The following is a 13,201-nucleotide window of genomic DNA, read 5'->3' as shown; positions in this document are numbered from 1 at the left end:
TCATGACCAAAAATATCGAAGGCAGCGCTCAGGTCGCGGCCATGTTCAACCTTGCGGGAAAAGTCGCGCTTATCACCGGGGGCTGCGTGGGGATGGGGCGGGCGATTGGCGCGGTGCTGTCGGCGGCCGGCGCGATGGTGGTGCTGGCGGATGATGCCGACCGGGTCGCCGCGTTCGTACCGCGCGAAGAGGAAGGCGATACCGCCCGCGTCGCGCTGGATGTGACGGATGAGGCGTCGATCCGGCGCGCGATCGCCGAGGTCGCAAGCGGGCACGGTGGCATCGACATTCTGGTCAATGCTGCCGTCATCAACCATAATCGCCCGACGCTCGACATCGATGTCGCCGAATGGGACCATGTCCAGGCCGTCAACCTGCGCGGCGCCTTCCTGACCACCAAGGCGTGCGTGCCGCTGATGCAGGCACGTGGCGGGGGCCGGATCATCAATGTGACGACGATCGGCAGCCGTCATCCGGTGCTGCATGGCAATGGCGCCTATTCCGCTTCGCGCGCGGGCCTTAATCAGTTCACGCGCAATTGCGCGCTCGATTTCGCGTCGGACGGCATCACCGCCAATGCCGTGCTGCCCGGCGCGATCATCACCGAAACCGTCGACGCCAGCGCGCCGCGTTCCGGACCCGGCAAGGATCCGAAGCGGCAGATCGGCGGTTATGGCAAGCCTGCCGACATTGCCGGGCTGGTCCTGCTGCTGGCCAGTCCCGCCGGACGCTACATCAGCGGCCAGCTGATCGCCGTCGATGGCGGCTTCCTCGTTTCCTAAAAAGGATTATCCATGCCCGTTTCCGATCCGACGCTCCGTTCGCTGTTCGCGATTCCCGACAAGGTGGCGATCGTCACTGGCGCGGCGTCCGGCATCGGCAAGGCGACCGCCCGCCTGATGGCGGATGCCGGCGCGAAGCTGGTTGTCGCCGACCTGGACGGCGAAGGCGCGGATGCCGTCGCGCAAGCGATTGTCGCCGAAGGTGGCGAAGCGATTGGCGTGCAGGTCGATGTGTCGGACGAGGCCGGGGTCAAAGCAATGGCTATAGCCGCCGTCCAAGCTTTCGGCGGAATCGACGTTTTGGTGAACAACGCCGCCTACCGCCCGAAGGCCGAGTTCATGACGATGGCGGTCGAGGATTGGGACCGGATGCACGCGATCAACACGCGCGGCACATTTCTATGTATGCGCGAAGCCATCCGCGTGATGGCGGCGCAAGGCAAAGAACGGGGCGGCGCGATCGTCAACATATCGACGATCGGCACGGCGCATCCGACCATTTTCAATAACACCCATTATGACTCGTCCAAGGCCGGCGTGAACAGCATCACGAGAACGGCGGCGGCGGAGTTCGCCCCGCTCAGCATCCGCGTCAATGCGGTCATGCCCGGCGGCGTCGATACGGAGGGGTCGCGCAAGATGCGTTCGGGCGCGACGCCGTTCGTCGCCAAAGGCCCGATCATGATGCCGGGGCGGATGGTGCTGGGAACCGCGCAGCCGATCCAGCTCGCCAGCGCGATCCTGTTTCTCGCCAGCCCCGCCGCCAGCTATATGACCGGGCATATCATGGCCGTCGACGGCGGTTATCTCGTGGGGTGACCATGCCGGGGGTCGGGGCGCTTTTGACCTTTGCACGCCACGCCGGTTCGGGCATGAGCGTCGCCAGACCGTCGCGCCGCAATGCATCGGCGCAGGATCCCCGCAGCCGGGAAACTACCGACCGCATCATGGATGCAGCCGAGCGATTATTCGGCCTCTACGGCATCGACGGCGTGTCGATGCGGCAGATCACGGCGGCAGCCGGGGTCTCGAACAATTCGGCGATCGCGTATCATTTCGGCGATCGCGATGGCTTGATCCGGCACATATTGCGGCAGCGCCTGCCGACGCTGGAGCCGCGACGGCGCGAACTGCTCGATCGCGTGCTGGCGGACGGCGGCGGCGAGGCCGATGCGCTCGCCGCCACGCTGGTGCTTCCAGTCTATGAGCTGGTCGATCAGACGGGGCGGCGCAATTATGCCGCGTTCCTGCGCCAGATCCTGCGCTCGCCGATCGGGCGCGATCTGCGGTCGGAATATATGGAGCTATCGCCCGCCAGCGCTACGGCGTTCGCGGCATTCTATGAGCTTTTCCCCGATGTGCCGCGCGCCCTGTTCCGGTGGCGGCTGCGCGCGGCGACCGGGCTGTTCTTCGATCTCGTCTTCGATCGCGATTGCGAAATCGCCGCAGGGCGGGCGTCGATGGATGAAGCGGCGTTTCTGGACGAGGCGATCGCGATGATGGTCGCCTGCTGCGCTGCGCCGCTTGGCCGCTCGGTCAGCTGCCGCTAAACACCGGCTTGCGCTTTTCCGCCCAGGCGGTGCGCGCTTCCTTATGATCTTGGGTCATCGCGCAACGGCTCTGGCTCAGCGCCTCGATCTCCAGCACTTCGGCGAGCGAGCGGGTTTCGGCGGCGAACAGGTTGCGCTTCATATAGCCCCAAGTGACGCGCGGCCCGTCGGCGATGGTGCGGGCGAAGGCGGTCGCTTCGTCGAGAAAGCCTTCATCCTCGACGATCTTGGTCACCAGTCCCAGCTTGTCCGCTTCCTCCGCGGTCAAGCGCGGATTGAGGATCATCAGTTCGCGCGCCTTGGCCGGGCCGACCAATTGGGTGAGGAAATAGCTGCACCCGAAATCGCCCGAATAAGCGACAGCGGCGAACGCCGTGCCGAGCTTTGCCGAACGGGCGACGACGCGGAAATCGGCGGCGAGCGCGAGGCTGAGGCCTGCGCCCATCGCCGCGCCATTGACCCCGGCCACCACGACCTTGGGACAGGAACGGATGGCGAGCGCGATCCGCTGTTTCCACAGCAGATCCTGCACCCGTTCCTCATAATTGCGGTCCTTGCGGTTCGCCATGCCCTTGACGTCGCCGCCCGCGCAGAATCCGCGCCCCGCGCCAGTCAGCAGAATCGCGCCGACATCGCCGTCCTGGCCCAGCCGCTCGAACGCCTCCAGCAAGGCGCGGATCATGGCGTCCGACACCGCGTTCATCGCGTCGGGCCGATTGAGCGTCAGGGTGACCAAGCTGCCGTCGCGGCTTTCGAGTAGTTCGGACATCGTCGCTCCGCCATCTATTTGGATATGCGCGGATGTTTAGCATGTCGGGGCCGGCTGTGTAGCGGCACAGCGCCTTATCCAATATGTGCTGATTGTCCGGCAGCCTCTGGCAAGCGCGCCGGTTGCGGGATTAGATGGCGGCCATGAGCATCAAGAGCCAGGCCTATATCGCAGGCATTTTCGAACATCCCACGCGCAAGGCGACGGATCGCACCGTCGCCCAGCTTCACGCCGAATGCGCCGCGGGCGCGCTGGCCGATGCCGGCCTGTCGCTGAAGGATGTGGACGGCTATTTCTGCGCCGAGGACGCACCGGGGCAGGGCGCCTTGTCGATGCTCGATTATATGGGGCTGAATGTCCGGCATATCGATGCGACCGAATTCGGCGGCTCATCTTATCTGATGCATGTCGCCCATGCGGCCGAAGCGATCGCGGCTGGGCGTTGCAATGTCGCCTTGATCACGCTCGCCGGACGGCCGCGCACCGAAAAGGAAGCGATCGCCCGCGGCGCGATGCCGGAACTGACTTGGGAAGCGCCGTTCGGCGCGCAAACGGTCGCCAATTACGCGCTATGCGCGCGGCGGCATATGTATGATCATGGCACGACGTCCGAACAGCTCGCCTGGATCAAGGTCGCGGCCAGCCATCATGCCCAGCATAATCCCCACGCCATGCTGCGCGACGTCGTGACCGTCGAGGATGTGCTGGCATCGCCGATGGTCGCCGATCCGCTGCATCGCATGGACTGCTGCGTCGTGTCGGACGGCGGCGGCGCGCTGGTCGTCGTGCGGCCCGAAATCGCCAGGGCGCTGAACCGGCCACAAGTGCGGATGATCGGCGCGGGCGAAGCGGCGAAGGGGACGGCGGGGGGGCGCGTCGACCTTAGCCATACCGCCATCGCCAAGGCCGCGCCGCCCGCCTTCGAGATGGCGGAGATCACGCCCGCCGACATTCAATATGCCTCCATCTACGACAGCTTCACGATCACCGTGCTGATGCAGCTGGAGGATATGGGTTTTTGCGCGCGGGGCGAGGCGGGGCGCTTCGTGTCCGATGGCGGGCTGATCTCCGGGGTCGGCCGCCTGCCGTTCAACACCGACGGTGGCGGGCTGTGCAACAATCATCCCAATAATCGCGGGGGCATGACCAAGGTGCTGGAAGCGGTGCGGCAGCTGCGCGGCGAGGCGCATCCTGCGGTGCAGGTGCCCGGCTGCGCGCTTGCGAGCGCCAGCGCGATCGGTGGTCAGCTTGCCGGCCGGCATGGCGGCGCTGTGCTCATCATGGAAAGAGTGTGACGATGACGATGCCCGAACCGCGCGCCGACCTGGAATCGGATGCCTTTTATGCGGCGGCCGAAGAGGGGCGTTTCCTGATCCGCCGCTGCGTGGCGTGCCATGAAGCGCATTGGCATCCGCGCGCTTTATGCCCTTTCTGCTTTGGCGAAACACAGTGGGAAGAGGCGAGCGGCAAGGGTACGCTCTACAGCTATACGATGATGGGCAAAGGCGATGCGCCGCAGATCATTGCCTATGTGACGCTGGCGGAGGGGCCGACCATGCTGACCAACATCGTCGGCAGTGCGCCGGACAGGCTACGGATCGGGCAGGCGGTGACTTTGCGCTGGGAGGAAGCGGGCAGCCGCAAGCTGCCTTGCTTCACGGTCGCGGCATAGTCGTGGCCGGGCCGGTCGGGAGCGTGGTGGCGTGAACATCGGCCCCTTTTCCCAGACCTATACCTCGCAGCGATTACAGCTGCATTATGTCGAATGGGGAAGCCGCGACCGTCCGCCCTTGCTGCTGCATGGATCGCGCGACCATTGCCGGTCCTGGGACTGGGCCGCACGCGCGCTGGCGTCACGATGGAATGTCATCGCGCCCGACCTGCGCGGGCATGGCGACAGTCAGTGGTCGGCGGAGGGCAGCTATTCGGTTAGCGCCTATCTCTATGATCTGTGCGAGCTGGTCCGTATCCGCGAACTCGACCGCATCCCGATCGTCGCACATTCGCTGGGCGGCACGATTGCCGCCCGTTATGTCGCGCTGTTTCCGGAGCGGGTCAGCCGCCTGCTGCTGGTCGATGGCGCGGGTATTCCGCGCAGCCCCGAAAGCGACAGCGCGCCGGTGGCCGATCGCCTGCGGCAATGGCTGGAGGATCGTCGCAGTTTCGCCATGCGGCCATCGCACCGGTATGAGAGCTTTGCGGCGGCGGAAGCACGGATGCGCGCGGAGAATGCCCATCTGTCGGATGAGCTGCTGCGCCACCTGACGCTGCACGCGGTCCGCCGCAACGAAGATGACAGCTATAGCTGGAAATTCGACAATCTGATCCGGCTGCGGCCGCCACAGGATGGCAGCGAGGCCGAACTGATCACGCTGTTTAACAGCATCACGGTGCCGACGATGATGATATGGGGCACGCAAAGTTACACTCCGCCGCCGCGTGAGAGCAGCCGCGTACAGGCGATCCCCGGCATCGACATCCGCGAAATCGAAGGGGCGAGCCATTGGCCGCACCATGATGCACCCGAGCTTTTCCTTAAATTGCTTGACGAATTTCTCGATCCCGCCATTGATCGCCCGCTTTCCGACTCGGTGGAGGCTTAGCGTGCCAAAGGATCTGGCCTTGCCGGATAATGTTTCAGCCACGGCGGCCAAGGATTCGCCACGCAGCATCGGGCGGGTGCTGAACGTGCTGGATGCGCTGACCGATTCGCCGCGCGGCGCGTCGCTGACCGAATTGTCGCAAGTGTTGCAGATTCCCAAGAGCAGCCTGCTGGTCATGCTGAAAGGTATGCAGCTTTCGGGGCATGTAAAGGAACTGGACAAGCGCTATCGGCTTGCGGGTGGGGCTTTCGACCTGGCGTTCAAAATCCTGGCGACGCGGCCTGATGCCAGCACCCTCAAGGAAGCGACTCAGGAACTCTGGGCGCGAAGCCAGGAAACTGCGGTCCTCACGACGATCGATCGGGAACGCCAGATGGTGACCTATATCGACGCGATCGAAAGCCCGGAAAGCGTGCGCTACACGGTCCGGCTGGGGATTACGCGCGGCCTGCATTGCACCGCCGCCGGTCTTGTCAGCCTGGCTTTTCAGGACGACGCCTATATCGATTATTTCCTGAGCACCGCACATCTGCAACGCTTTACGCCCAACACGATGACCGACCCGGACGCGCTGCGCGATCGGCTGGAGAAGATCCGGCGCGATGGGGTGGTGATCAGCCGGTCGGAAGCGGTGCTCAATTCGATCGGCATAGCGGCGCCGGTAATCAACGCCGCCGGCCGGGTCGATCATGCCCTGCTGATCGCGGGTCCGGTCGAGCGCATGGATCGCCGCGCGAATGAATTGGTGGCGGTGGTGCGCGACGTCGCCGCCAAGGCTTCGGCCGTGCTGAAGAACAGCGGCTGAGAGGCCAGGGTCTCTCCGTCGTACATGGAGGGATAGTTATGGAATATCGCAGGCTCGCACCGGGGCTTCCGCCGATCGCCCCGCTGATTTTCGGCGGCAATGTCTTTGGCTGGACCGTCAGCGAGGCGGATGCCTTTCCCTTGCTCGACGCCTTCGTCGATCTTGGCTTCAGCGCGATCGATACGGCGGACATTTATGTCCGCTTCCTCGGACAGCCGCATGTCGGCGGCGAATCCGAAGCGATCATCGGCCAGTGGATCGCCCGGCGCGGGCGCAGCGACGACCTTGTCATCACCACGAAGGTGGGGATGGACATGGGATCGGGCGCGACATTGCGGCGCGACCATATCCTGACGTCCATCGACCAGTCGCTGGCGCGACTGCGCCGCGATCATGTCGATCTGTATCTGGCCCATTGGGACGACCCCAAAACGCCGGTCGAGGAAGTGCTCGAAACACTTGGCGGGTTGATCGACGCCGGCAAGGTGCGGGCGATCGGCTGCTCCAACTATTCTGCCGAGCGGCTGGAAACGGCGCTTGCTGTGGCGCGCAAGGCCGGGCTGCCCTGCTACGCGGTGTTGCAGACACCCTATAATCTTTACGCCCGCGAAAGTTACGAGGCGGCGCTGGAGCCGCTCTGCCTGCGGGAGGGCATAGCGGTCACGCCTTATTACGGGCTGGCGAGCGGATTTCTGACCGGCAAATATCGCAGCGCCGCCGACGCGGGCAAGAGCAGCCGGGGGCGGGGGATCGCCAAATCCTATCTCAACGATCGCGGCTTTGCGATATTGGCGGCGCTGGACGCGGTCGCTGCCGGGCATGGCGCGACGCCGGCGCAGATCGCGCTCGCTTGGCTGATCGCGCAGCCGGGTGTGGTCGCGCCGCTGGCGAGCGCCACCAGCCTGCCGCAATTGCGCGAAATCGCGGGCGCGCCGTCGATCGCTTTGACGCCCGGCGACATCGCCCGACTGGACGCGGCGTCTGCGCCCGCCTGAGCGGCGAGGCTTCAGTCGTGGAACGTTACGGCCTCGGCGACCGACGCCCGGTCGGTGCGCGCCTTGTTGGCGGGATGGCTGACATCCGCGTAGCCGAAACTGATGCCGAACAGGCAGACGAGGTTGGGATCGACGCGCAATATGTCGCGCAGAATCGGGCCATCATGGCTGAGCGCCCCTTGGGCGCATGATGCCAGGCCGTGGGCGGTCAACGCGAGCATGAAGGTTTGCGCATAAGCGCCGCAGTCGGCGGCCTCACGTAAGCCGAAGCCGCGCGGCAGAAACAGGAACAAGGCGTGCGGCGCGCCGAACATGCTATAATTGCGCAGCGCGGACGCCTGGCGCGCCGCCAGATCGTCGCGCGCCACGCCGGTCGCCGCGAACAATGCCCTGGCCGCGCCGATCCGGCGTTCGCGATGGACGCCTTCATAAATCTCTGTGCGCGGAACATCGGGCGACATGCGTCCAGCCCGGCCGGCGGCGAGCAGCGCGTCGCGCAAACGGTCGAGCGTCGCGCCCGAGGCGATATGAAGCGCCCAGGGCTGGACATTGCAGTTGGAGGGGGCCTGCTGCGCCATGTCCAGCAACCGCGCGATCAGCGCCGGCGGCACCGGATCGGGCAGGAAAGCGCGCACCGAACGGCGCGCACGTACCACTATGTCGAACATCTCTGCCCGGTCATCCATCTCCATGATCTAGCCCCTGATCCGGCAGGGGGGAAGCCATGCAAAATTTCTGTTATTCAGAGTCACATTAAATGCTATCGAGAAGTGTAGGCTTTGACGGCCGCCGCAAGCAGCTTCGCAAAAGAAGGCGCGGCGACAGTCCATCAGGAGAGACTTGCATGGCATCCCATCATACCGATTCCGTTGCCGACTATATCATCGTCGGAGGCGGCTCCACCGGTTGCGTCCTGGCGAACCGGCTGAGCGCCGACCCGGCGAACCGGGTGATCCTGATCGAAGCGGGCGGCGATGACCGGCCATTGCACAATCTCCGCAATTTTTCCGCCAATCTGAACATCTATATCCCGGCCGGCTATTTCAACCTGCTGAAGGATGCGCGCGTCAACTGGAACTATATGACGCAGGTCGATCCTGGCACCGGGCGACCGCATAGCTGGCCGCGCGGCAAGGTGCTGGGCGGCTGCTCCTCGATCAACGGCCTCATGTATGTGCGGGGCTTTCCGACCGATTATGACCGCTGGCGCCAGATGGGGTGCACCGGCTGGGGCTGGGACGATGTGTTGCCCTATTTCCGGCGGGCCGAGGATGCCGAGCGCGGCGGCGATGAATGGCAGGGCAGCGGCGGCCCTCAGCGCGTCTCCAACTATCCGGGGCGGTGGGAAGCGATCGATGCGTTCATCGAGGCCTGCGTCGAATATGGTATGCCGCGCCCGGACCATATCAACGGCGCGATCCAGGAAGGCGTCTGCTACACCCAGCAGATCACGCGCGACGGCAAGCGCGCCTCGACTGCGGCGTCCTATCTCCATCCTGTGGAACGGCGGCAGAACCTCACCGTCATCACCAATGCGATCGCCACGCGCATCCTGTTCGAGGGCAAGCGCTCGGTCGGCGTGCAATATGAGCAGGGCGGCAAAATCCGGCAAGTCGCTGCGGCACGGGAGGTCATCGTGTCGGGCGGCGCTGTCAACTCTCCGCAATTGCTGGAACTGTCGGGCATCGGCGATGGCGAGCGGCTGCGCGCTTTGGGGATCGACACGATCGTGCACAGCCCCGGCGTTGGCGAGAATCTGCGCGATCACCTTAATGTCGCGATCCAGGCGCGGCTGAAGGATGGCGTCGCCAGCGTCAACGGCGTGGCGCGGGGGCTTCCGCTGCTAGGTCAGGTCGCCCGCTATGCGTTGACGCGCGAAGGGCTGCTGTCGGGCGCGGCGGGCGTCGCGACCGGCTATATGCGCTCGCGCCCCGAACTCGATATGCCCGATCTTCAACTGTTCGCGACCGCCGGGTCGGTCGATATGGAAGCGACGATGAAGGAGGGGCGGACCGTTCTGGAAAAAAAGCCCGGTTTCACCGTTGGCAGCTACACGATGGACCCGCAGTCGCGGGGCTCGGTCCATGCCATAACGCCCGATCCGCGCGCGCATCCCGCGATCACGCCCAATTATCTGAGCGATGTGCGCGACCAGATCGGCATGGTCGCTCAGGTGCGCGCCTTGCGCCAGTTGCTGAAACAGCCCTCGCTGGCGGCGATCGTCCTGCATGAACTACCGCCGATCGCTGGCGTGCCGGACACGGACGAGGCGTTGCTGGAGTGGAGCCGGCAGACCAGCTTCACCGCCTATCATCCCGTCGGGACGTGCCGGATGGGCGGCGAGGACGGCAGCGTGGTCGATCCGCAGTTGCGCGTTCGCGGTGTGGAAGGGCTGCGCGTCGCCGATGCGTCGATCATGCCGACGCTGGTGTCGGCCAACACCAATGCGGGCTGCATCATGATCGGCGAGAAATTGTCCGACATGCTGTTGAAGGAAGCGGGTCGCGGATCGGCCGTGGCGGCGTAGCGCAATCACATATGCGAACATCCCGCGCGCCGGTGGTGCGGTCGCCCGGTCCAGCTAGGATGGCGGCATATAGGAGAAAAATATGGAAGTCGATTTTACCGGACGCACGATAGTCGTGACTGGGGCGGGCGGCGGCCTTGGCCGTCAATATGCGCTGGATATCGCGGCCCGCGGCGGCAATGTCGTCGTCAACGACCTGGGCGGCAATGTCGATGGCGACAATGGCTCGTCCAGCATGGCTGATGCGGTCGTGCAGGAAATCCAGGCGGCCGGCGGCAAGGCCGTCGCCAATTATGACAGCGTGGCTTCTTCGGACGGCGCGGCCGCGATCGCCGATGCGGCGCTTTCCGCCTTCGGCCGGATCGACGGCCTGATCAACAATGCCGGCAATCTGCGCAATTTCTGGTTCGAGGAATTTTCCGATGCCGACCGCGATTCGGTGATCGGTATTCACCTGATCGGCACCTGGAACGTTACGAAAGCGGTCTGGCCTCACATGAAGAAGGACGGTTATGGCCGCATATTGTTCGTGTCGTCGGGCGCGGGCATGTTCGGCAACCAGACCCAGTCGGCCTATGGCGCGGCCAAGGGCGGCGTCGTCGGCCTGATGAACGTGCTGACGCAGGAAGGCGCGAAGCACGGCATATTGTGCAATGCCCTGCTGCCCAATGCGGCGAGCCGCATGGGAGAAAAGATGAAGCCGGAAGAGCTGGCGCCGATGGCTGCCTATACGCCCAAATATCGCTCGGCGATGCTGCCCGAATTTGTCGGGCCGCTCGGCGTCTATCTGGCGAGCGAAGCGTGCATCACCGGGCATGACATGTATTCGGTGCTGGGCGGGCGTATCGCACGCGCGTTCGTTGGCGTGACCGAGGGCTGGCTGGGACCGCGCGACGCGCCGCCGTCGGTGGAGGACATCGCCGCGCATATCGACGAGATTCGCGACGAGACGCGCGGCATCCACATCCCCTCTTGCCTGATCGACGAATTCCGCATCGTGGCCGAACAGGTCGACGCGCAAAAAGGCTAAGGATTACAGGGCCAAGGGGGAGAAAGGCCCGCCGTCCGGTTCCGGATGGCGGGCCTTTTTTGATCAGCGCAAAAGCGCCGTTTCAGGGCCGCTCGATCTTGCCGCCCAGTTCGTCCAGCACGTCATAGGCTTCGTTGACGATGCGCTCGATCACTTCCTTGATGGTCGGCAGGTCGTGGACGAGGCCGACCGACTGGCCGGCGCCGACCTGCCCCTTGCTGAAGTCGCCGCTCTTGCGCGAGGCTTCGACCATCGTGAGCATCCGCGCCATGCGGATCATGTCGTATGTGCCGCGCGGACCACGCTTGATCACGTCCATGAACACCTTGGAATAGGGTTGGCCCATTTCCTTGGCGATTTCGAACGAGTTCAGGAAAACCTTGAAGATATTGAGCTTTTCCGCGCCCGACGCGATGCCCGCCGGTCCGGGGGTATTGCCCACGCGCAGCCAGTAGCCGTCGAACTTGGTCGAAAACAGCGTCCCGTCCACATCCGCCTTGACCGCCCAGTCCTTGAAATTCTGGTGCATGACGCCTTCCTGGGTCGTCCACATGCGCGTGCCCATCGACACGCCGTCCGCGCCCAGCGCGAGCGCCGCGGCCAAGCCCCGGCCATTGGCGACGCCGCCCGCCGCGATCAGGGGAATGTCGATGACTTCCTTCAGGCGCTGCAACAGGATGAAGGTGGTGATCTGGCCAGCATGGCCGGCGGCTTCATGGCCGGCGACGATGACCGCATCCGCGCCATGCTTCTGCGCGCTTTGCGCCAGCTTCACGCTGTTGACCGATGCCATCACCTTGCCGCCATATTTCCTGGCGCGCTCGACGATCCAGTCACCCTTCCCCATCGAATAGTTGATCACCGGCACTTCCATGTCGAGAGCCAGCTTCACATTGTCCATCGCGTTGGGCAAAGCGAGAGGGGCATTGAGCGCGAAGGGGCGATCCGTCAGCTTGCGGATTTCCTCGATATGCTTGCGCGTTTCCTTCGGGTCGTTCGATCCGGCGCCAAGGTTGCCCAGCCCGCCCGCATTGGTGACCGCGACCACCATTTCCGGAAAGGCCACGCGGCCCATGCCGGCATTGAGAATGGGGTATTTGACCCCGAACAAGTCTGTGATTCTGGTCTTCATGCTCGTTTCCCGCTCTATCTAATGTCTGATCCCGATGGCGCTCACTTGTAGGTCGGCTCTTCCCACCACGGGAAATAGTCGGGCATGTCGGTCGAAACCTTGCCCGGAAATTCCGGCGGGCGCTTTTCCAGGAACGACCGCACGCCTTCCTTCGCGTCGGGCGACCGTCCGCGTGAACAGATGCCGCGGCTTTCCACCTCATGCGCTTCCATCGGGTGCGACATGCCAAGGCCGCGCCACAGCATCTGCCGCATCAGCGCGATCGAGACGGGCGATGTGTTGTCGATGATCTCGCGCGCGATCTCGCGGGCGCGGGGCAGCAATTCCTCGGGCGCGACCACTTCGCTCAGCAGGCCGGCGGCGAGCAGTTCCTGCGCGGGCACGACACGCCCGCTAAAGCTCCATTGCAGCGCGCGCGAAATGCCGACGACGCGCGGCAGGAACCAGGACGAGCAGCATTCGTGCACGATGCCGCGCCGCGCATAGACAAAGCCCATCCGCGCCTTGTCGCTGCCAATGCAAATGTCCATCGGCAGCGTCATCGATGCGCCGACGCCTGCCGCCGCGCCATTGATCGCGCCGATCACCGGTTTGAGGCAATTATAGATGCGCAGCGCCATGATGCCGCCGCCGTCGCGCGCGGCCGGGTGCGAATAATCGAACGTGCCGTCGTCGCGCATCGCGGTGCCGCCGGGCTTATTGTCCTTGTCGAAGATCGACGCGCCCTTCGACACGTCGGCGCCGCCGCAAAAGGCCTTGCCGGCCCCGGTGATGATCACCGCGCCGACATTGTCGTCCTGATCGACCAGATCGAGCGCGGCGGTGACTTCCAGTCGCAGGACGCCGTTGAAAGCGTTGAATACCTCCGGCCGATTGAGAGTGATGGTCGCGATGCCGTCGGTGACGTCATAAAGGATGTGCTGAAATTCCACGTGCGCTGTCCCGTCCTGACGACAGGCCATATGCCCGTCGATGGTGATTGCTGACTGATTGCGCACATCATGAAGG

General features: G+C 64.5%; 14 protein-coding genes. 10 read left to right on the top strand and 4 right to left on the bottom strand.

Annotation, left to right across the window (positions count from 1 at the left end; translation table 11 throughout):
- Nucleotides 1-2: 2 nt before the first annotated feature.
- The 3 genes from IWY39_RS19495 to IWY39_RS19485 are packed head-to-tail and all read left to right on the top strand — an operon-like array spanning nt 3 to nt 2,332.
- Nucleotides 3-782 (top strand): SDR family NAD(P)-dependent oxidoreductase, encoded by a 780-nt coding sequence (locus IWY39_RS19495; protein WP_196871685.1) that lies wholly within the window; start codon nt 3-5, stop codon nt 780-782.
- 12 nt (nt 783-794) lie between these two features.
- Nucleotides 795-1,601: an SDR family NAD(P)-dependent oxidoreductase gene (locus IWY39_RS19490; protein ID WP_107123802.1), complete on the top strand. Its 807-nt coding sequence runs from the start codon at nt 795-797 to the stop codon at nt 1,599-1,601.
- A gap of 53 nt (nt 1,602-1,654) precedes the next feature.
- Entirely contained in the window at nt 1,655-2,332 is a 678-nt protein-coding gene (locus IWY39_RS19485; protein ID WP_107124036.1) for a TetR/AcrR family transcriptional regulator, read from the top strand.
- Here the strand turns inward: IWY39_RS19485 and IWY39_RS19480 are convergent.
- Complete coding sequence (locus IWY39_RS19480) at nt 2,319-3,101, bottom strand: enoyl-CoA hydratase (RefSeq protein WP_107123803.1); 783 nt, start codon at nt 3,099-3,101, stop codon at nt 2,319-2,321. The genes IWY39_RS19485 and IWY39_RS19480 overlap by 14 nt on opposite strands.
- 143 nt (nt 3,102-3,244) lie before the next feature.
- Here IWY39_RS19480 and IWY39_RS19475 point away from each other — a divergent pair, with 143 nt between their 5' ends.
- From IWY39_RS19475 to IWY39_RS19455, 5 genes are read left to right on the top strand one after another with little or no spacing between them, the layout of a single operon-like run.
- Nucleotides 3,245-4,396: a thiolase domain-containing protein gene (locus tag IWY39_RS19475; protein ID WP_107124037.1), complete on the top strand. Its 1,152-nt coding sequence runs from the start codon at nt 3,245-3,247 to the stop codon at nt 4,394-4,396.
- A 2-nt stretch (nt 4,397-4,398) separates the two neighbouring features.
- On the top strand, nt 4,399-4,773 hold the full coding sequence (locus IWY39_RS19470; RefSeq protein ID WP_107123804.1) for a Zn-ribbon domain-containing OB-fold protein: 375 nt from the start codon (nt 4,399-4,401) through the stop codon (nt 4,771-4,773).
- A 31-nt stretch (nt 4,774-4,804) separates the two neighbouring features.
- A complete protein-coding gene (locus IWY39_RS19465) occupies nt 4,805-5,704 on the top strand; it encodes an alpha/beta fold hydrolase (RefSeq protein WP_107123805.1) in 900 nt (299 codons plus the stop codon).
- Nucleotide 5,705: 1 nt separating this feature from the next.
- Entirely contained in the window at nt 5,706-6,509 is an 804-nt protein-coding gene (locus tag IWY39_RS19460; protein ID WP_181316600.1) for an IclR family transcriptional regulator, read from the top strand.
- A 38-nt stretch (nt 6,510-6,547) separates the two neighbouring features.
- The gene (locus IWY39_RS19455) at nt 6,548-7,504 is read left to right on the top strand and encodes an aldo/keto reductase (protein ID WP_107123807.1); all 957 of its coding nucleotides are present in this window, start codon (nt 6,548-6,550) and stop codon (nt 7,502-7,504) included.
- 11 nt (nt 7,505-7,515) lie between these two features.
- On the opposite strand, the gene IWY39_RS19450 is transcribed toward IWY39_RS19455, so the two are convergent.
- Nucleotides 7,516-8,196, bottom strand: a complete 681-nt coding sequence (locus IWY39_RS19450; RefSeq protein ID WP_196871684.1) for a nitroreductase — start codon at nt 8,194-8,196, stop codon at nt 7,516-7,518.
- 152 nt (nt 8,197-8,348) lie between these two features.
- Between IWY39_RS19450 and IWY39_RS19445 the strand changes: the two genes are divergently transcribed.
- On the top strand, nt 8,349-10,031 hold the full coding sequence (locus IWY39_RS19445; RefSeq protein WP_107123808.1) for a GMC family oxidoreductase: 1,683 nt from the start codon (nt 8,349-8,351) through the stop codon (nt 10,029-10,031).
- Between the two features lie 82 nt (nt 10,032-10,113).
- Nucleotides 10,114-11,061 (top strand): SDR family NAD(P)-dependent oxidoreductase, encoded by a 948-nt coding sequence (locus tag IWY39_RS19440; RefSeq protein ID WP_107123809.1) that lies wholly within the window; start codon nt 10,114-10,116, stop codon nt 11,059-11,061.
- An 82-nt stretch (nt 11,062-11,143) separates the two neighbouring features.
- On the opposite strand, the gene IWY39_RS19435 is transcribed toward IWY39_RS19440, so the two are convergent.
- A complete protein-coding gene (locus IWY39_RS19435) occupies nt 11,144-12,193 on the bottom strand; it encodes an NAD(P)H-dependent flavin oxidoreductase (protein WP_107123810.1) in 1,050 nt (349 codons plus the stop codon).
- 41 nt (nt 12,194-12,234) lie between these two features.
- Nucleotides 12,235-13,125: a crotonase/enoyl-CoA hydratase family protein gene (locus IWY39_RS19430; protein ID WP_107124039.1), complete on the bottom strand. Its 891-nt coding sequence runs from the start codon at nt 13,123-13,125 to the stop codon at nt 12,235-12,237.
- Nucleotides 13,126-13,201: the final 76 nt, after the last annotated feature.

Source organism: Sphingobium sp. JAI105 (genome assembly GCF_015752145.1).
Classification (GTDB): Bacteria; Pseudomonadota; Alphaproteobacteria; order Sphingomonadales; family Sphingomonadaceae; genus Sphingobium; species Sphingobium xenophagum.
This window is presented reverse-complemented; position numbering and strand designations above follow the sequence as displayed.

What these genes read in the sequence shown, in the direction of transcription:
- IWY39_RS19470 (WP_107123804.1), top strand. Translation starts at nt 4,399, where the DNA reads ATGACGATGCCCGAACCGCGCGCCGACCTGGAATCGGATGCCTTTTAT.
- IWY39_RS19445 (WP_107123808.1), top strand. Translation starts at nt 8,349, where the DNA reads ATGGCATCCCATCATACCGATTCCGTTGCCGACTATATCATCGTCGGA.
- IWY39_RS19475 (WP_107124037.1), top strand. Translation starts at nt 3,245, where the DNA reads ATGAGCATCAAGAGCCAGGCCTATATCGCAGGCATTTTCGAACATCCC.
- IWY39_RS19455 (WP_107123807.1), top strand. Translation starts at nt 6,548, where the DNA reads ATGGAATATCGCAGGCTCGCACCGGGGCTTCCGCCGATCGCCCCGCTG.
- IWY39_RS19495 (WP_196871685.1), top strand. Translation starts at nt 3, where the DNA reads ATGACCAAAAATATCGAAGGCAGCGCTCAGGTCGCGGCCATGTTCAAC.
- IWY39_RS19485 (WP_107124036.1), top strand. Translation starts at nt 1,655, where the DNA reads ATGAGCGTCGCCAGACCGTCGCGCCGCAATGCATCGGCGCAGGATCCC.
- IWY39_RS19490 (WP_107123802.1), top strand. Translation starts at nt 795, where the DNA reads ATGCCCGTTTCCGATCCGACGCTCCGTTCGCTGTTCGCGATTCCCGAC.
- IWY39_RS19480 (WP_107123803.1), bottom strand. Translation starts at nt 3,101, where the DNA reads ATGTCCGAACTACTCGAAAGCCGCGACGGCAGCTTGGTCACCCTGACG.
- IWY39_RS19440 (WP_107123809.1), top strand. Translation starts at nt 10,114, where the DNA reads ATGGAAGTCGATTTTACCGGACGCACGATAGTCGTGACTGGGGCGGGC.
- IWY39_RS19435 (WP_107123810.1), bottom strand. Translation starts at nt 12,193, where the DNA reads ATGAAGACCAGAATCACAGACTTGTTCGGGGTCAAATACCCCATTCTC.
- IWY39_RS19450 (WP_196871684.1), bottom strand. Translation starts at nt 8,196, where the DNA reads ATGGAGATGGATGACCGGGCAGAGATGTTCGACATAGTGGTACGTGCG.